A 17,364-nucleotide genomic window follows, 5' to 3' on the forward strand; every position below is an offset into this window, starting at 1 on the left:
ACTCTTACCCCTGTATGGTAATATGGCGGTTTCTGACAATAAATGCTGCTAGTTTTAGCCAGTTTTTAATGGCTTCATCTCGTTTTCCTACTTGTTCTGTACCCTGAGTGTGGTTCCAGAGATGCTCTAGATAGCTGCACAGTTTTTGTTTGAATTCTTGCTTGCCCTCTGGATCCCCCTTAAAGAGATCCCGCCGTTCACAAAAGAGGTTCACCCAACTCATAATGGCATCATAGATGGGGGCTGGGTGCTGCTCCCACAGTTGGGCGGCTTGCTCGAAGAGAGAACTTTGATCGTCTTCTAAGTTCAACAGCTTCCAGTCAAAATCCAGAAGATCTTTCCAGAGATTAAAAGTGTCAAACTTACTGGTGGCTTTTAGTTGGTTGCCATTGGCATACAGCACTCGCACCTGAACAGCATCCTTTTTGTTGCCAGTGGCATCTTGGTGTTTTTTGGCTTCCGATTCAGCCTCCCAGAGGTTCTCTAGGGCAATCGCCAGAGGTACCGATTCATGTGCAATCACCACCCCAAAACTAATGGAAGCTTCCGATCCCATCGTAAATAAGGGTCGCCGACTAAGTCCGGGCGGGGGATCCCCTTTCTGCCATGTCCAATAGTTACCTTGATTATCAAACTCATGGGCATCATCTCGATCCCCTCGAAAACACTGGCGAATATCCCACAGCCAGCTATCCCATTCCCATAGATTAAGATAAGCTAAAACATCATCGCCACCCCCATAAATTAAGCGCCCAGCATACCGTTGCTCTGTTAGATAGGGCACCAATTGATTGGAAAAATCCAGCAGCGCTCGACTGAGGGCACTATGAGTAGCTGGCCCCATGCGTTTGCGAACCGTTTTAACAAATGTACTGAATTCCTTCCTAACCTCTTGCAGCTCCTTTTGGTGAATAACCTTGCCAATTTCACGCTCCCTACCCTCGGCCAAATTTTGAATAGGCTGGGGCAAATAATGAAAGTAAGGCTTCATTTTGGATCCCTTCAGCCATTCACTCATATCATCCCCATCCCCAGCAGCCAGCACATACCAACTGGCAGGGTTAACACCGGGATAAAACCGGCTGATGATCCGCTCAATGCCTTGGCGATAGCTGCGTTTGATCTGGAGGATGTCACGGTTGAGCTGATCTCGGACGGCAGAATCCCGTTCCTGCTCCAACTCAGCCTCAAGCTCCCGCAATTCCGGGGTATCGGCATCTTCAACCAGCCAACCGGCATTCAAGAGACGGGGATGATAGTCAAAATTCCGTTGATCCGCCCAAGGGATCCCCCATTTTCCCTGCATTTCCCGGATGACCTGTCTAGCCCAGGGAAAATCGTTCAAGATGGCTTGACAGACTCTTTGAAAATGGCGGTAATGGCGAGATCCTTGACTGTCTTGGGTCTTCAAATACCCTGCTACTCCTGCCGTTAAGTCCGGATAGCAGGCAGCAATGGCCCCTTCATCTTCACCTAAGGCAGGAAAGAGTGCGGGCAGGATTTTGTGCAAACCGCGTTTCACGGTTTCTGTGGCATTGAGTTGTTCCCGCCCATCAAAAAGACCGGCACTGCGACCCCAGTAACGCCGACTTTCCCCTTCAGTCAGCCAGCGATTCCCGGCTGTGGGATGCACCACCGGCCCAATCCCGGAAATGGTGCTGCGGGGGCCAAAAGCCACGGGTAATTCCCAGTCACGGGGATTTTTGCAGGCCGCTTGTACCCGTCGGGTTTGATCCACCACCGCTGCCCACCAGGATCCGACATTGGCTCCAGACTTGTATTGGCGATGATTGCCCTGCTCATCCAAAAAGCTCCGGCGCAGAAACGCCAATTCCTCATTCAGAAACAATTTTTGCTCTTGGGAGAGGTGATAGGTTTGATTTTGCGCTGCCACCCAGGGATCCTGGTCAATGCTGTCTTGGGATTTGAGGATCCCGGTATCTTTGAGGGGGGAATTGAGATCACCAATGGGGACAGCGGCCCAGTAGTGTTGCCATTGCTGCTCCAGCCAGCCCTGCCAGGTGGGATCCGTCTTGCTCAAATGCTGCATCCAACGGCGTTGCTCCTGAAGGTGGCTGAAAACCTGATCCGATAGGTTTCTCCATTCTTCCAGGAGCGTTTGTTGGGCCAGTTGCATGGCCGCTTGAACTTTCTCCTGAGGCAAGATCACCAGAATCACGTTGGGGAAGCCAGCGGTGAGCAGCTTGTGGGATTGGGGTTGCTCAACCCAATCGGAAAATTGGGGATACTTCTGCAGCAGCCAGTAGTCAATCAGAGGCTGGGCATAGAGACTGGGGTAAAGCACGCAGTCGGGGCCATATTTCAGGGCAAGCTTCCAGCAAATGCACGCAGAAAGATAGTGCAATAGCCAGGATCCCGCCCAGAAATCCCGCATTTTGCGGCTGGCTTTGATCAATTCCTGAATGGGACTGAAGGTAAAACTGGCCAGGTAGGGATGGCTTTTGCGGAGATCCGTGTAACCGGCCAGGGATCCCGCCAAGGCGGCGGTAATACTGGCATGAGTCCAAATGGATCCATCCGGTAGGCGGGTTTCGGCGGGCATGAGCATCAGGCTCTCATCCCCAAATTCTTGGCAGATGGCCTGCGGGAAACAGCGCCAAAACCACCAAAACACTTTTTGCGGATCCCTTTCTTCCCAGATCCAGGCGGGGACCACTGTTTCTTCTCGCTGTCTTAGATACTCGGCGCGGTTGTTGGCCTGATGCAGATCTCGATGTTCATCAGGGGAAAGCTGCCAAAAGGTTTTGGTGCCGGAGAGAAGGTGGCTCATTTCCAAGCCAATGCCTAGGGTAACCCCACGATCTTGGGTTTGGTAATCAACGGCTACAGGCAAATGGCCGATGGCAGAACGGTCGCTAGCAGAAGCAATCAGGTCAGAGTCACCGATATACTTAGCCAGGCTATTGGCTCCTTGGGATTTGGGCGATTGCCACCCCTCCATCACCGCCAAACGCGGCCATACTCCTTCTCCACCCCGGCCACTTTGGTCATGAAGAGCCTTTAGGGCCGGATCATGCAAAAGGCCCCAGATTTTCGCTTGCCAGTAATAAGACATGGGTTGCCTTCCTTTAAAAAGTAATGCAAAGGCTTTATGCAAAAGCTGAAATCCATTCGAGTGACACTACATTCCACTACAGAATGCTTCTCATTATCGGAAGTATCATTGGGATCCTAGAGGTCCTTCAGCATTTCTCTAGGTTGATGGACAGGTTGAAGTTTTCTGTTTTCTGCTTCCCTCCAATTCCCTACACCTGAGTGTAAAGGGAGTTGGAAGGGAGCCCTTCCATTTGCTTCAGCAGGACGGAGTTCTTAGGTTACCTACAGGTTGTGAGTTAGGGATGGGAACAAGCTGCACAGCTCAGGTAGCAGACGGGTTGAGACGTACTCTTCTATTCTTTCTGCTGGAATTGGATCCTCAACTTCGCTCATCTGGGTATGGGCAACATCATTGCGGTAGCTGGTCAACCTCGACCAACAGGCGGCTAGCTGCTGCGGATCCGAAACATGGCTGGCCACTGGCTGATTGAGGCCGGGGGTATCCCCTTTCCCCGTCATGCTGCCCAGTTGGCGTTCGATCGCTTCTCGGTAGACTCGCTCTCGGTAGTTGCGGATCCCTTCACAGATACACAGGGCCGAGACGACCCACTCACGGGCCAGCAAAATGGCTTGAACACTGAATTGTTTATCTGCGTACCATTTCAACAGTTGAAATTGTTTCTGGATCTGTAACACCTCATCCTGAAGTGCTTCTGGAGGCAGAGCCAGCTGGGCATAGCTGTCTTGAATACTTTGCAGCAATAGACCAAAAGGTTTCGCAAATTCACCCACCTCTTGGGTGAGCCGCTGCGTGGATTGTCGTTGCAGGCGGGGCAGATCCGCCTCAATCAGGCTGACAGGTCGCACGAGTTCAATGGAGCGGGAGATGTCTTTGATAACCTTCCCAAAGTTCTGTAAGGTGGTGGGCCCGGGGGCCTCAGAGGTAGGGCCACGACGATAAAAATCTCTGTGGATGGTTCTTAGCAACTCACCCAGCTCCAGGGCAGAACCCGTGGTAGTGAACTTGTCAGTGGCGGTGAGCCAGTCCAATAGACGCAGGGCCGGGGTCAGATCCACAATCGGGCTTTGGGATTCCTCTGGGCGATAGAGACCATAGTAGATGCCCTGGATAGGAACCTTTTTGGCCTTGCGCAAAAAGGCAGCTCCCAGCAGCACCAGCACAGGGATGGAGCGGAAGGCATGGGTGATGTCGAAGATGATCTCATCGGCAGGGTCAATGCTGTCCACCAGGGTTTCAAAAAGAGTCCAAATTTCGGCTTCGGTTTCGCCAGAGGGAATGTTGCGATCTTGAAGCTCCACATCTGCCGGAAGGGATGCCTGCAGGGATCCCCAATGTTTGCTTCGGGCTTGCGGTGTTAAGAGGATGATGACCTTTTCAATTTCAAAGATCTGACAGAGAGCTTGAGCAATGTAGCCAGTGGAGTCGGCCACTCTGTCTTTAAAGACATAGCGAGTTGATTTGTAGTCGCCGGTACCGATGGTGGTCAATAGGGTTTTGGTCATGTTCAGCCTAGGTTTGGGGTTTTGGTGATGGGAGAGTTGAGGCTTGTTGGTTAAGGAGAATTGCAATGGGAGAAGATGACTTGAAAAGATTGGAAAAGACTAGAAAAGTTGGAAGAAGACCAACCCTTGCTTGGATCCTATCGTGTATGCGCTGAGCAGCTCTTGATAAATCTCTAACCCTGAAGGGGTGAAGTTCCATCTCCCCGCATAGGTTCGGAAATCCTCCACCAACCGCTGACAGGTTCTGGGTCCATAGAGCAAGGGAAAACTGGAGTCGGCCAACTCAGCAAAAGGCCATCGCCACCTCCAGGTTTTCCAGTCCTGCTCATAAAGATACACCTGACCCAACAACCTGTCCCGCCAAGTCAAATACCGCCTCGGATCCCCCAGGCAGAGATCTTTTTGATCCCCGTTCACCCGGTAGAAGCCGGGGCACAGCCCATCCCCCCATCGGGTTTTGCAATGAGGTGGGAGCAGGATCCCTGAGGGATCCGGTTCATCCAGAACTTCAACCTGGCTAGCAGCAGTGACCCACAGCTGCATAGGTACTTGTTTCCTTTAGCTCACCCTTTCCAGTTCACCCTTACTTGGAAGAGGGGTGTTCCAAGACCTGTCACTCTTGAGGGGTAAAGCTAGGAGGCAAGAGCCATGAATTCACTGGTTGCCCCTGACCGACCTGAAGAAACCGGTCACCTGTTGCGCACCACGCTAATGTTGAAGGTGCTGAGTACCCTGACGCCCGGATTTCACTGGACGACGGATTGGCTGCATGCCAATGTGCGCGGATCCGAGCAGCCTTTCCAATTTGGGCCCTACCGGCTTAGCTACAAAGGGCAACCGGGGGGGCGCGGTACCGAACACCAGTGGTGCATTTTTTCGGAGGATAGCCAGCATGCCCAGCGCCTGGAACAAATTGTCAATGGGATCCTCACCCGCAGCCGGATGCCCGTTCCGATTGCCCAGCCTCAAACCGAAGCTCAGCAGGCGTTCTCCTTTCAGGGAATGACCTATCGTTCACCGGCGGAGGTGGCGATTGCCAAAGTTTTGGAGGCGAGAGGGATCCCTTTCTTTCCCAATGCACGGTGCCGGATCGTGAATCGGTCAGGAATAACATTAACCCAGGAAACAGATTTCCTGGTTTTTGTGCAAGGAAAAGCACGGATTTTGGAAGTGGATGGGCGCGAGTTTCATCAAGATGCTGCTGCCGATCATCAGCGGGATCGCCTATTTGCTTTGCATGGCTTACCCACTTACCGCTTCTCAGCTCAGGAATGCTTGTATGAGCCAGAGGAGGTGGTGAATGAATTTCTAGTTTTGTGACATACTCCCGACGCTATACCTACGGTACGCTACGCGAGCATCCTACGGATAGAGCGCGGGCTTTTCCAGTCTTTCGACCTTTGCGTTTTTGACCAACTTGATACCCCCAAGGGGATTCGAACCCCTGTCGCATCCGTGAAAGGGATGTGTCCTAGGCCTCTAGACGATGGGGGCATCTAGAAATGACGAGATCCTGATCCTAGAGAAGCAAGTGTGATCTTGTCAACCTACACTTTTCCCAGAACTAATCTGCATCACTTGACCCACCACCGGCCAAATTTAAGATGAGGATCCCCAGCAGGGCCAAACCCAGCAAGCTAGCGATCACCATCGGCTCATCAGGGATTAAGTCCATCTTCTCCTCACACCGTCAACAGAGTTCTGGAATGGGCCTGTTCCACAACCTGACTGAGAATCGCTACCCCCTGCTCAATTTGCTCCACGCTCGCCGTTAAGCTGATGCGCACACACTGATACTGATGAGACCAGCTTGGATCCATCCCCGGGAAAAAGGGGGATCCCGGCACAACCACGACTCCCTGTTGTTTGAGCTGTTGATAGAGTTCTCGGTCAGAGATGGGTAGATCTGGCAACCACAGCCAGGCAAACAGAGCCCCTTCCGCTTTATGCAAGAACCAAGGCAACTCCTGTGGGAACTCGCGCGCAAAAGCTGCCTGTAGGTGTTCCATCTTCTTGTGGTAATGGGGCCGGATCACCTGCTCTGAGAGTTTGGCTAGTTCTCCAGATCGAATCGCCCGTGCCGCAATCGCCTGACCCAGTTGGGAGGAGTGAATGCTGGCATTGGCCTGAAAACATTCGACAGACTGCAAAAGATGTTCTGGCCCAATGGCAATCCCCACCCGTTCCCCAGGTAAGCCAGCTTTGGAGAGGCTAAAGCAGTGGATGACATTTTCAGCCCAGGTTAGGTTCATAGGCACATAGGTGAGATGGGGGAAGGGGATGGCATAGGCAGAATCAATGATCACAGGCACATCGACAGCAGCCGCCCGTTGTACGATCTGGGCCACCTCCTCATCGGTGATCACGTTACCCGTTGGGTTACAGGGTCGGGAAAACAAAATCGCTCCCACCTGCTTATCCACCTGTAGCTGGTCTAGATCCGGACGATATTTGAAAGTATGGGATCCCTGTTTCTCAATCGTGGGGGGCATCGCCTGCAGATCGGACTCCTCGATGAGGATCCCGCCATAGCCGGTGTAATCGGGGATCAAGGGCAACAGTAAAGTTCGTCTTTGTCCATCAGCATCTCGCCCACAGAACACATTCACAGCAAAAAAATAGAAACTTTGACTGCCAGGGGTGATCAGTACATTCCGTCGCGTAATGCCCCAGCCGTACTCCCGGTTGAAATAATCCACCACAGCCTCGAGCAAGGGCCCGTAGCCCTGGCTGACCCCATAGCGACAGAGCACTTTGCCGAATTCTGGCTCTGCCATCAGCTCTTGGGTGTAGCGTCGCCACATCGCTTCCACTCCCGGCAAAATCACCGGGTTACCCGCCCCCAAATCAATCCAGTGGGATCCCCCTTTTTGCAGAGTTTCGGCAATATCTTTGTTGATGGCTCGCACTCCCGATAGACGAGACATGCGCTGGCCCAAATGAGATAAGCGGGGATCCACAGCAGCTTTCCTTTCCCGGTCTGGGGATGACAGGATCCATAGGTTTCGGAATCTTAGCAGACCCCCCTACCCACCAGACTAGGTACAGATTGCCGCAGGTTTGCCTGGTACGGATCGAGGGCGGTAAACCGTCCTGAACAAAGGATCCGTCCGGCGGCTTACACTAGAAAGAACTGACCCATCGCTTGGACTGGCATGATTCCCACCGTTATCGAGCAATCTGCGCGGGGCGAACGCGCCTTCGATATCTACTCACGTCTGCTGCGGGATCGGATCATCTTCTTGGGCACCCAGGTGGACGACGATATTTCCAATCTGATCGTTGCTCAGATGCTCTATCTGGAATCCGAAGATCCAGAAAAGGATATCTATCTCTACATCAACTCCCCTGGTGGCTCCGTTTATGCGGGCATGGCCATTTATGACACGATGCAGCACATTCAGCCGGATGTGTCTACCATCTGCATTGGTTTGGCTGCCAGTATGGGTGCCTTTTTGCTAGCTGGGGGAACCAAGGGCAAGCGGATTGCCCTCCCCCACGCCCGCATCATGATCCACCAACCCCTCGGCGGAGCCCAGGGGCCAGCCACCGACATCGAAATTCAGGCCAAAGAGATCCTTTACATCAAGCAAAGCCTGAATAGTCTGTTGGCTTATCACACTGGCCAGCCCTTAGAGCGCATCGAACGGGATACCGACCGCGACAACTTCATGACCCCAGAACAAGCTAAGGAATATGGCCTGATTGACCAGGTGATCACCAAAAGGCCCCAACCATCTCTGGCAGCTGTCTCCTAGGGGTTGTTACTGCTCTTTCCACTATTCCACTATCCTGCCCCCTAGCTTAGGGGGTTTTTTGTGGGCTTAAGAATCCTTCTCCAGAGAGATATTAAGAAAGTCAAAGAAGTCTGTATTCTCAACGGCAAAGGATGCGGCTTGCTTTAACTAAACTAATCGAACTCATAAAGAAAGTAATAATCGACCCATCATTGTGGGTGATAGCTTAGGATCAAATCTAATGTAAGCCTGTGTTTGACAGGGATCCTAGCTTAAGCGGCGGGTATAAATCTTTCAGCTGGGTTTTCATCAGTCAGCCCGTTCAGGCTAGCGATTGTTCTTCGGATCATCCGGAGGCCATCGAGAGGGGGTTAAGGCTTTCATCCACTGGGTGAAGAAAGTCTTAAAGCCCGAAACTGTTGTAGGACGACTTTGTTCGCAGAAATTCAATAGTCTGGGGTTTTGGCCCTGGGTTTTTGCGTCCTTTTGTTGCGTCCGTGAATGGTAGTTTTGGATTTCGTGATTCAGTTCAGAGGGAGATCAACGTGGCCTATTCAGCAACCCAATCCAAAAGCGGCTATCAAGCCGGAGTAAAGGATTACAAACTTACCTATTACACTCCCGATTACACGCCTAAGGATACCGACATCCTGGCTTGTTTCCGGGTCACTCCCCAACCTGGTGTTCCCCCTGAAGAAGCTGGGGCGGCTGTGGCGGCTGAGTCTTCAACGGGCACCTGGACAACGGTGTGGACGGATTTGCTCACCGACCTGGATCGCTACAAGGGCCGTTGCTACGACATTGAGCCAGTTCCGGGCGAAGACAACCAATACTTCTGTTTTGTGGCCTATCCGCTGGACTTGTTCGAGGAAGGCTCCGTTACCAACATGCTCACCTCAATTGTAGGGAACGTGTTTGGGTTCAAAGCCCTGATGGCGCTGCGGCTGGAGGATTTACGGATCCCGGTGGCCTACCTGAAGACCTTCCAGGGGCCTCCCCACGGCATTCAGGTGGAACGGGACAAGCTGAACAAATATGGTCGCCCGCTCTTGGGTTGCACCATCAAGCCCAAATTAGGTCTATCCGCCAAAAACTATGGTCGGGCGGTGTATGAGTGCCTACGGGGCGGTTTGGACTTCACCAAAGATGACGAGAACATTAACTCGCAGCCCTTCCAGCGCTGGCGGGATCGCTATCTGTTTGTCATGGATGCCGTCCACAAGGCTCAGGCGGAAACCGGCGAAATCAAGGGCCATTACCTGAACGTCACTGCCCCCACCTGTGAAGAGATGTTCAAGCGGGCCGAGTTTGCCAAAGAACTGAAAGCCCCGATCATCATGCATGACTACCTAACGGCTGGGTTCACGGCAAACACCAGCTTGGCCAAGTGGTGCCGGGACAATGGCATTCTGTTGCACATTCACCGGGCTATGCACGCGGTGATCGACCGGCAGAAAAACCACGGCATTCACTTCCGGGTGTTGGCCAAGTGTCTGCGCATGTCCGGTGGTGATCACCTGCACTCTGGCACCGTGGTGGGCAAACTGGAAGGTGACCGGAACATTACTCTCGGCTTTGTGGATCAAATGCGGGAGAACTACGTGGAGGCGGATCGCTCCCGTGGCAATTTCTTCACCCAAGACTGGGCTTCTATGCCCGGTGTGATGCCGGTGGCTTCCGGTGGGATCCACGTCTGGCACATGCCAGCGCTGGTGGAGATTTTCGGTGATGATGCCTGCCTACAGTTTGGTGGGGGTACCCTCGGCCACCCTTGGGGCAATGCTCCGGGTGCTACGGCGAACCGGGTGGCTCTGGAAGCCTGTATCCAAGCCCGCAACGAAGGCCGCGATCTGGCCCGCGAAGGCAATGATGTCATCCGCGAAGCGGCCAAATGGTCACCGGAATTGGCGGCTGCCTGCGAACTGTGGAAAGAAATCAAGTTCGAGTTCAAGGCGGTCGATACCCTCTAGAGATCCACTGGGGGCAAGGGAGGGTGTTTGACCCATCCTACCTTTGCTCCCCCGCTCCGGCCCCTCCCTTGGATCTGCAATGGATCTGAAACAGATCGCCAAAGACACGGCCAAAACCTTGATCAGCTACCTGACCTATCAGGCCATGCGCACGGTGCTGGCCCAGCTTGGCGAAACGGATCCCCCCAGGGCCTTTTGGTTGCAGCAGTTCTCGGCTCGGCAAAATCTCCAGGATGGGGAAGCCTACCTGCGGGCTTTGCTGGCGGAACGCCCTGATTTGGCCTATCGAATCATGACTGTTCGAGAGCACATCGCTGCAGAAGTGGTCGATTATCTGCCAGAAATGGCCAAAACCGGCATTCAGCAAGCCAACATGGAGCACCGCCGCGAGCATCTGGAGCGGATGACCTCAGCGCCCGAATCTGCACCCGTTAGTTCTACGCACCCGGAAGCGGGATCCCCTGCACAAGACTCAATACCTGAAACGGAGTAACATCACCATGCAAACTTTACCGAAAGAGCGTCGTTACGAAACCCTCTCCTATCTGCCTCCTTTGACGGATCTACAAATTACCAAGCAACTGCAGTACATCTTGGATCAGGGTTATATCCCCGCCGTGGAGTTCAATGAATCCTCTGAGCCGACGGTGTACTACTGGACGATGTGGAAGTTGCCCCTGTTCAACGCCACCTCCACCCAAGAGGTGCTGAGTGAGGTGCAATCCTGCCGCAGCACTTACCCCAATTGCTACATTCGCGTGGTGGGTTTCGACAACATTAAGCAGTGCCAGATCCTGAGCTTCCTGGTTCACAAGCCCAGCGGTGTGCGCTAAGAAGTCCTGACGGGGTTTTGGGTGCCCCCAAGCGGTTCGGGAGGGATCCATCGAGTGATCTCTCCCGATTGTTGTTGTTGTTTTACAGGGTGGACGACTGGGCTGGGATCCCTTAGGGGTTGGTGGGCAAACTGAGCACCGGGATAACCAACTCTTGGACGGGCAGAGCAGTCGATTCTTCCGGAGCACCGGTAGAGACATCGGTAGGGGTAGAAGGGCTAGGGGCTGCACTTGTCGGGCGCAGTTGCCAACGGATGATCTGCTCACCCCGGTAAAAAGTGATAAACAGTTGATCCCCTTGGGCTTGGATTTGCCAGGTACCATCTCCACTATTGACAGAGGTATGTCCGCCGGAGAAAGGAGCGTTCAATGCTGGCCCCGATTGCGTCCAGATGCGGCCACCACCGGTTTCGACGATGAGTTGCACGGTTGCTCCTTGCCCATGTCCGCTTAGAATCTGGCCCGTGCCACTCCAGGTGCGGGTTTCGGTTTGAGCCAGGGCTGGCTGCCCCAGTTGGAGTGCCATCAGCAACAGCCCCGTCCAACCCAAACGACCTCGTGCCGGTGCCATCCAGACCGAAGCAGGGGAAGCAGTTCGAGAGAAGAAAGCCATTGCACTCACGTTAATACCACACGCCGCGATAGGATCGAAACACAAGAGGAAGAAAGAGAAAGGGTGTTGAAGGAAGCATTCCTTTACACAACCCATTACACAGTCTACCGAAAGCCCCCAGGGATCCCTACTCTTCTTGGCCCTGGGTTGAGCCTCCTGCTTGAATCCTTTACTGGGCTGATCCCAATCTAGGCAATTCCTAGATCCGCAGACAGGATGCAACCTGAGCCTCTAGCTGCGGGGATCCCCACTAGCCGTTTCGCCAATGCGCAGAACAGGGCTTGTTGCCGATACCACAACCGGCTTCAGGGCGGGAGCAACTCCGAAATCTGCAAAATCTGCACCCTCAGCTCAGGGTCAGAAAGCGCTCCAGAGCGGCGACAACAGCAGGCGGCCAGCGGCGAACGGTTCTGACCCACTCCAGATCGGCATAGCGCGGATCCAGCCCTTGCACAGCGACCCAATGGCTTTCGGCCTCTCCTGGGCGGCCTTCTGTCCAAAGAATGGCACTGAGGGCAGCCCGCATATCTGGAAACTTCGGGTACTTACGTACCAAAGCCCGCATCAATCGCAGTGCGGACTGGGTTTCTCCCACTTGGTACAGGCTGAGGGCATAGTTGGCTTGGGCAAACGCATAGTCGGGGGCCAATTCGGTGGCGTGACGGTAATCCGCTAGGGCCTGTTGCCAGTCCCCCAAACCGGCTTCCGCATTGCCGCGGTTGTTGTAGGCTGCCGGATCGTTGGGATCCAATTGGAGAACTCGATCGTAGTCAGCAATTGCTTCCTGCCACCGCCCCAATCCTTCCAGGGCGGCCCCCCGATTCAGGTAGGGATCCGGTGCATTGGGGGCCAAACGAATCGCCTCAGCATAATCCGTGAGCGCTTGCTGCAACTTGTGCTGGCTAACGCGGGCATTGCCCCGGTTACTCCACAGGGCCGGGTTATCCGGTTGACGTTCCAACAGTTGGCTCCACAGGTTTTCCGCCCGGACAAAATCCGCCGCGTTGGTGGCGGCAAAGGCTTCCTCAAACAGTTGGTTAATCTCGGCACTCACCGTTTGTAGGTTTGTGGGGGGCAATCCCTGAGCTTCCATCGCATCGGCAGCCGGGATCCCCAGCCAACCTAAAAGCCCCAACAGCAGTAAAACAGGGATAACTTTGATAGCCCGCATGGTTTTGCTAAATCTCTTGCTAGATCTTTTGTCGGTTTCCCACTCATCATAAGCTGCCGACACACGGGATCCCTTGGCCTTCTGTCCGTCCAGAAGGACAGACCTGCCAACCGCTGTTGGGCGCTTGCTTTCTTGCAAGGTAACCCGCTATGCTACCGCCCAGATTGAGGCATTCTTCTGTGGCCAGTCAGCAGCTTCGTGTCTATGTTCCCCCTCATCCCTTGATCAAGCATTGGTTAACGGTAGCTCGGGATGCGGAAACCCCGATGCCCTTGTTTCGCAGTGCCATGTCGGAGTTGGGCCGTTGGCTCACCTATGAGGCGATGCGGGAGTGGATCCCCACCCAACCGGTACAGGTGCAAACCCCTTTGCAACCTGCTTCAGCGGAAGTGATTGCGCCTGATACCCCGATGGGCATTGTGCCGGTGTTGCGGGCTGGGTTAGCCATGTTAGAGGGCTGTCAGGCGCTGTTGCCTCAGGCGCGGATCTTCCACTTGGGCATGGTACGGGATGAAGCAACTCTAGAGGCCAGTTGCTATCTGAATCGGCTGCCAGAGCGGATCCCGGAGCACATGCGCATTCTCATTCCTGAACCGATGTTGGCAACCGGGGGCACCTTGGTTCAGGTGTTGGATGAGCTGAACAGGCGCGGGGCGGATCCCAGTTTGGTGAGGATTGTCAGTGTGTTGGCGGCACCGCCGGGATTACAGCGGCTGGGATCCCATTACCCGATGGTACAAATCTTCTGCGCCATGATCGATGAGTGCTTAAATGAACAGGGGTTTATCCTGCCAGGGCTAGGAGATGCAGGGGATCGCGCCTTTGGCACGGAAAGTTAGCTGACAGCTTTTTGATGCTCTGCTCGTTGACATAACAGGGATGAGTGCCGAATACCGCTGACGGGATCGACTCAGCCGTAAGGCTCTCATAGAAAAAGTCCATAAAAGTCAGGGAAAGCTGTCCTGAAGATGCTCTGTTTGCCTTATGCCTAGTGTTTTTTAATTCCAATATCATTACGGCACACATTCCATAGCGTTTAACCGAGCTTTTCGCCTCCATCGACGCTACACTCATTCAGCAGGTGCCCCGAGGAGGGCATTCCCGACAAACCCCATTTTGGTGGGTCAAGCTGTTGGATTATGGGAATGTTGGTCGCTTGAGCTCCAAAGCCTGCTTTCGGGATCCCAATGGAGCGGATTTCGTAGGGCAGCCATGGTATCCCCGCCTTTCCTCTTCCTGCACCTATGCGACTTATCTTTACCAGCTTGGATGGCAGCCTGTTGGATATAGAATCCAATAGCTATGGTGCTGCCCGACAAGCGTTGTCCGCTTTAGAGCGTCGCTCCATTCCTTTGGTGCTCTACAGCCTGCGGACTCGGGCTCAACTGGAACATGTGCGCCAGCAATTGCGCCTAGAGCATCCGTTTATTTGTGAGGATGGTTCTGCTCTCTACGTTCCCGAGCATTATTTCCCGGCAGGCATCTTGGATGAGCAGTGGCAATATCAGCCTCCGTATTATGTGCGGGCTTTAGGGCTGCCCTATTCCCGCTTGCGCAGCATCTTGCAACAGGTGCGTCAAGATTCCCACTTGGATCTGGTTGGGTTTGGGGATTGGACAGCCTCTGAGCTAGCGGCTGCAACCGGGATCCCTGTGGAGGAGGCAAAACGGGCCAAACAGCGAGAGTACAGCGAGATTTTCAGCTATTCTGGCGATCCGGAAACCCTGCGGCAGGGCTTTGCCCAGCAGGAGGCCAACCTGACCCAACATCTGTTGCAACTGCGCCAGCTCCACCTCTCTAGCCCCCCGCAAAAGTGGTACCTGACCGGGTGGACTCAGCCGGCGATGACCACAGAGCCAGGATTTTTGCCAGGGGAACGGGCGGTGCGGCTGTTGTTGGACTGTTATCAGCGGCATTTGGGCACCGTTAAGACCTTGGGCATTGGTTGCTCTCCAGCAGATGCGGCTTTTTTGCGTTGGATGGAGCAGAAGGTGGTGCTTCCCAGCCCAATTGCGGATAGTCTCTGGAGTGAGGCCGAACCCCAGTGGCAGCTGGCCCAGCTCCCCGGTCCAGAGGGGTGGAATGAAGTGGTGTTGACGTGGTTGGAGGAAACAGATCATGGTGATGAATAACAAGCAACTTTGTCGGCAGGGGGCCCACTTGGGCTTGAGGACAATGGGATGGCTGCTTGGCTTGGCGATTATACTGCCTGCCTATGCAGAGGCCCCCATGACCCTATTGACGGGCGAACAAACCGTGGCACAGCTCAAGGAGGATGGGGCCCGATACCTGCAAATGGGCTTCCATACTTTGGCCATCAATGCCTATCGGGGGGCGATTGAGCTGGAAGAAAAGACTTTGGTTTTGCCAAGCGAACGGGATCCCGATGTGCCGTTTAATCTCGGCTTGATCTATGCTCGCCAGGGTAGGCTACCGGAGGCACGTACCGCCTTTCAACGGGCCGTGGAGGTGGATCCCGGTAGTTTTAAGGCGCGCTACCAACTGGCTTTGGTGGATCTCAAACTGGGGGATCAAGTGGCAGCTAAGGAGCAGCTCACCCTCCTGGCCAATGCCGCCAGTGGTAATCCCGAAACCCGCAGTCATATCCAGTCTTTGCTGGCCACTTTGGATGCCGTTCCTTTGCCCAGCCAGAAGGATGATAACTTGGCCCGTACCCCGGCTGTGGAGTCTGAGGCCGCCAAACTGTTGCTCGAACCTGGCAAAACTGAAACGGCTGCCTTGCCTGAAGCCGGTGGGCAGGAAGTTGTGGAGGAAAAACCCCCTCTTTCTGTCCTGCAACGGCTGCGTCAGCGGGAGCTAAACTAGCCCCAGTGCGCCCAACCCCAATCAAGACTATGCAGCTTGTGCATTTAAGGCCAGGGATCCTTAAGGGGCTCTGGCTTTCCATTGGCCACCAGTCATTTGCCACGGCGGGGGGCCTATTGGTCTTTGGGATCCGTCTGGGCCGGATCGGGTTTTGGCGCTTTGGTGGTAAATACCGTGGTGAACATCATCAGCATCCCTCCTGCCAAAATGAGCAGGGCCAAGCCGCCGACTACCCCATTTATCCAGGTTTGTGCCTCAAGTTCCATGTTGGTTTCGCGTTGCTCTTGGGCTGGAGGGATCCCTCCCATCCTACCGGACAGGTGACCGGACAAGGTTGGCCCCAGCAGCTACTGATTGGCGCGGTAGAGTAGCCCTAACCCCACCGCTGCACACATTAAGTTGGGCAGCCAGGCTGCCACTGCTGGCCCCAAGGTGCCAATTTGCCCCAAAGCCTGCGTGATGAACAGCAGCACATAGAAAGCAAAGATGATCAGCACACTAATCCCCAGCCCTAAAGAAGAACTGGTTCGCTGCGGACGCAATCCCAATGGCGCCCCAATCAGGGTAAAAGCCAAACACACGAAGGGAATGGCATATTTTTGGTGGAGGCTGACCTGCAGCCGCCGCACCCGCTGCAGATCTCCGGAACTGGCGATCACGTCGATGTAGTGGCTGAGCTCTTGAATGTTCATTTCCTCCGGGCTGCGGGCTTCTTGGGCCAAATCGAGCGGGGCACGGGATAGGCGCAACTCCTGGCGGCCAAAGGTGGCGATGTTGCTGTAAGTGCCATCGGGAGACACGATGTAGTTGGTCCCCTCCTCAAACACCCACAGGTTATTGCGGGGATCCCATCTGCCCCGTTGGGCCAGCAAAATTTGATTGAGAGCCTCGTTGGAAAAATCCAGAACGATAATGCCGCGCATCAGGTTGCCATCGAAGCTGCGGGCATAAAACTGACGGGTCAGTCCTTGTCGGCGGGAAAAGCTACCATCGCCCTCGGGGCTGAGGATCTCGCCAAATTCTTGGTAGAGGATGTTTTCCCGCTGAAAGTCGGGATCCCGATTCAGGGCCCGATCCAACGTCATGGCCGCTTGGCGGTTGCTATTGGGCACAACCAACTCATTGAACAGAAAAGTCAAACCGGTCACCAGCAAACTGAGGGTAAGAGCCGGCACCACCAGACGATAAAGGCTTACCCCACAACCCCGCATCGCGGTGATTTCACTATCGGAAGACAAGCGCCCATAAGCCAGCAAGGTGGCCAGCAACATCGACATGGGAAAGGTGAGGACAATAATCCCCGGGGCCCGAAAGGCGAACACCTGCAAGGCTGCCGAGATCGATAATCCTGCTTCCACCACCAGGCGCACCAGCTCAAACAGGGATCCCACTGCCATCACCAAGGCGGTAAAAGCCCCCACCCCAAAGAGAAACGGCAGCGCCATTTCGGAAATAATGTAGCGATCCATGAGGCCCACCGAGCACCATAGGGAAACCCCAGCCGCAGCTTGAGGAGAACGGGTCGGGGGTGGAGTAGAGCTAACTTTCACAATCTTTCACTAAAAAAAATGCAGGAGAAATAAGGGGAATGTAGGGGAATGTAGGGGAATGTTTAATCCACGGGGGATCCCGA

The 17,364-nt window shown here is 54.3% G+C and carries 16 protein-coding genes and 1 tRNA gene; 9 read left to right on the forward strand and 8 right to left on the reverse strand.

Going from position 1 to position 17,364, the window contains the following annotated elements:
- Positions 1-4 precede the first annotated feature (4 nt).
- The 3 genes from cas10 to JX360_RS01370 form a co-directional block, all read right to left on the reverse strand.
- On the reverse strand, positions 5-3,076 hold the full coding sequence (gene cas10 / locus JX360_RS01360; protein ID WP_244348661.1) for a type III-B CRISPR-associated protein Cas10/Cmr2: 3,072 nt from the start codon (positions 3,074-3,076) through the stop codon (positions 5-7).
- 263 nt (positions 3,077-3,339) lie between these two features.
- Positions 3,340-4,581, reverse strand: a complete 1,242-nt coding sequence (gene csx2, locus JX360_RS01365; RefSeq protein ID WP_244348663.1) for a TIGR02221 family CRISPR-associated protein — start codon at positions 4,579-4,581, stop codon at positions 3,340-3,342.
- 99 nt (positions 4,582-4,680) lie between these two features.
- Positions 4,681-5,124: a hypothetical protein gene (locus JX360_RS01370; protein ID WP_244348665.1), complete on the reverse strand. Its 444-nt coding sequence runs from the start codon at positions 5,122-5,124 to the stop codon at positions 4,681-4,683.
- Between the two features lie 105 nt (positions 5,125-5,229).
- On the opposite strand from JX360_RS01370, the gene JX360_RS01375 reads away from it, so the two are divergent.
- Positions 5,230-5,901 carry a DUF559 domain-containing protein gene (locus tag JX360_RS01375; protein WP_244348667.1) on the forward strand — a complete coding sequence of 224 codons (672 nt, stop codon included), beginning with the start codon at positions 5,230-5,232 and terminating at the stop codon, positions 5,899-5,901.
- Positions 5,902-6,002: 101 nt separating this feature from the next.
- On the opposite strand, the gene JX360_RS01380 is transcribed toward JX360_RS01375, so the two are convergent.
- Both JX360_RS01380 and JX360_RS01385 read right to left on the reverse strand, forming a co-directional pair.
- A tRNA-Glu gene (locus JX360_RS01380) sits at positions 6,003-6,075 on the reverse strand.
- A 188-nt stretch (positions 6,076-6,263) separates the two neighbouring features.
- Positions 6,264-7,541 (reverse strand): valine--pyruvate transaminase, encoded by a 1,278-nt coding sequence (locus tag JX360_RS01385; RefSeq protein WP_244348669.1) that lies wholly within the window; start codon positions 7,539-7,541, stop codon positions 6,264-6,266.
- Between the two features lie 195 nt (positions 7,542-7,736).
- Between JX360_RS01385 and clpP the strand changes: the two genes are divergently transcribed.
- The 4 genes from clpP to JX360_RS01405 all read left to right on the forward strand — a co-directional run bounded on the left by clpP (position 7,737) and on the right by JX360_RS01405 (position 11,121).
- The gene (clpP, locus tag JX360_RS01390) at positions 7,737-8,339 is read left to right on the forward strand and encodes an ATP-dependent Clp endopeptidase proteolytic subunit ClpP (protein WP_244348671.1); all 603 of its coding nucleotides are present in this window, start codon (positions 7,737-7,739) and stop codon (positions 8,337-8,339) included.
- 524 nt (positions 8,340-8,863) lie between these two features.
- A complete protein-coding gene (locus JX360_RS01395) occupies positions 8,864-10,288 on the forward strand; it encodes a form I ribulose bisphosphate carboxylase large subunit (RefSeq protein WP_244348673.1) in 1,425 nt (474 codons plus the stop codon).
- 79 nt (positions 10,289-10,367) lie between these two features.
- Complete coding sequence (gene rcbX / locus JX360_RS01400) at positions 10,368-10,781, forward strand: RuBisCO chaperone RbcX (RefSeq protein WP_244348675.1); 414 nt, start codon at positions 10,368-10,370, stop codon at positions 10,779-10,781.
- 7 nt (positions 10,782-10,788) lie between these two features.
- A complete protein-coding gene (locus JX360_RS01405) occupies positions 10,789-11,121 on the forward strand; it encodes a ribulose bisphosphate carboxylase small subunit (protein WP_244348677.1) in 333 nt (110 codons plus the stop codon).
- Between the two features lie 112 nt (positions 11,122-11,233).
- Here the strand turns inward: JX360_RS01405 and JX360_RS01410 are convergent, their stop codons facing one another.
- Positions 11,234-11,692, reverse strand: coding sequence for a hypothetical protein (locus JX360_RS01410; RefSeq protein ID WP_244348679.1), 459 nt, complete (start codon positions 11,690-11,692; stop codon positions 11,234-11,236).
- A 388-nt stretch (positions 11,693-12,080) separates the two neighbouring features.
- Positions 12,081-12,905 carry a tetratricopeptide repeat protein gene (locus tag JX360_RS01415; protein ID WP_244348680.1) on the reverse strand — a complete coding sequence of 275 codons (825 nt, stop codon included), beginning with the start codon at positions 12,903-12,905 and terminating at the stop codon, positions 12,081-12,083.
- Positions 12,906-13,054: 149 nt separating this feature from the next.
- Between JX360_RS01415 and upp the strand changes: the two genes are divergently transcribed.
- The 4 genes from upp (at position 13,055) to JX360_RS01435 (ending at position 16,102) form a co-directional block, all read left to right on the forward strand.
- Positions 13,055-13,744 carry a uracil phosphoribosyltransferase gene (upp, locus tag JX360_RS01420; RefSeq protein WP_244348682.1) on the forward strand — a complete coding sequence of 230 codons (690 nt, stop codon included), beginning with the start codon at positions 13,055-13,057 and terminating at the stop codon, positions 13,742-13,744.
- A gap of 405 nt (positions 13,745-14,149) precedes the next feature.
- Positions 14,150-15,037 carry an HAD family hydrolase gene (locus tag JX360_RS01425; protein ID WP_244348683.1) on the forward strand — a complete coding sequence of 296 codons (888 nt, stop codon included), beginning with the start codon at positions 14,150-14,152 and terminating at the stop codon, positions 15,035-15,037.
- A complete protein-coding gene (locus tag JX360_RS01430) occupies positions 15,024-15,731 on the forward strand; it encodes a tetratricopeptide repeat protein (RefSeq protein WP_244348685.1) in 708 nt (235 codons plus the stop codon). Before JX360_RS01425 ends, JX360_RS01430 begins: the two co-directional genes overlap by 14 nt.
- A gap of 29 nt (positions 15,732-15,760) precedes the next feature.
- Positions 15,761-16,102, forward strand: coding sequence for a hypothetical protein (locus JX360_RS01435; protein ID WP_244348687.1), 342 nt, complete (start codon positions 15,761-15,763; stop codon positions 16,100-16,102).
- On the opposite strand, the gene JX360_RS01440 is transcribed toward JX360_RS01435, so the two are convergent.
- Positions 16,079-17,281 (reverse strand): LptF/LptG family permease, encoded by a 1,203-nt coding sequence (locus tag JX360_RS01440; RefSeq protein WP_244348689.1) that lies wholly within the window; start codon positions 17,279-17,281, stop codon positions 16,079-16,081. The genes JX360_RS01435 and JX360_RS01440 overlap by 24 nt on opposite strands.
- Positions 17,282-17,364: the final 83 nt, after the last annotated feature.

Source organism: Thermostichus vulcanus str. 'Rupite' (assembly GCF_022848905.1).
Classification (GTDB): domain Bacteria; phylum Cyanobacteriota; class Cyanobacteriia; order Thermostichales; family Thermostichaceae; genus Thermostichus; species Thermostichus vulcanus_A.

What these genes read in the sequence shown, in the direction of transcription:
- upp (WP_244348682.1), top strand. Translation starts at nt 13,055, where the DNA reads ATGCTACCGCCCAGATTGAGGCATTCTTCTGTGGCCAGTCAGCAGCTT.
- JX360_RS01435 (WP_244348687.1), top strand. Translation starts at nt 15,761, where the DNA reads ATGCAGCTTGTGCATTTAAGGCCAGGGATCCTTAAGGGGCTCTGGCTT.
- csx2 (WP_244348663.1), bottom strand. Translation starts at nt 4,581, where the DNA reads ATGACCAAAACCCTATTGACCACCATCGGTACCGGCGACTACAAATCA.
- JX360_RS01410 (WP_244348679.1), bottom strand. Translation starts at nt 11,692, where the DNA reads ATGGCACCGGCACGAGGTCGTTTGGGTTGGACGGGGCTGTTGCTGATG.
- JX360_RS01415 (WP_244348680.1), bottom strand. Translation starts at nt 12,905, where the DNA reads ATGCGGGCTATCAAAGTTATCCCTGTTTTACTGCTGTTGGGGCTTTTA.
- JX360_RS01405 (WP_244348677.1), top strand. Translation starts at nt 10,789, where the DNA reads ATGCAAACTTTACCGAAAGAGCGTCGTTACGAAACCCTCTCCTATCTG.
- JX360_RS01430 (WP_244348685.1), top strand. Translation starts at nt 15,024, where the DNA reads ATGGTGATGAATAACAAGCAACTTTGTCGGCAGGGGGCCCACTTGGGC.
- rcbX (WP_244348675.1), top strand. Translation starts at nt 10,368, where the DNA reads ATGGATCTGAAACAGATCGCCAAAGACACGGCCAAAACCTTGATCAGC.
- clpP (WP_244348671.1), top strand. Translation starts at nt 7,737, where the DNA reads ATGATTCCCACCGTTATCGAGCAATCTGCGCGGGGCGAACGCGCCTTC.
- JX360_RS01370 (WP_244348665.1), bottom strand. Translation starts at nt 5,124, where the DNA reads ATGCAGCTGTGGGTCACTGCTGCTAGCCAGGTTGAAGTTCTGGATGAA.
- JX360_RS01425 (WP_244348683.1), top strand. Translation starts at nt 14,150, where the DNA reads ATGCGACTTATCTTTACCAGCTTGGATGGCAGCCTGTTGGATATAGAA.
- JX360_RS01375 (WP_244348667.1), top strand. Translation starts at nt 5,230, where the DNA reads ATGAATTCACTGGTTGCCCCTGACCGACCTGAAGAAACCGGTCACCTG.
- cas10 (WP_244348661.1), bottom strand. Translation starts at nt 3,076, where the DNA reads ATGTCTTATTACTGGCAAGCGAAAATCTGGGGCCTTTTGCATGATCCG.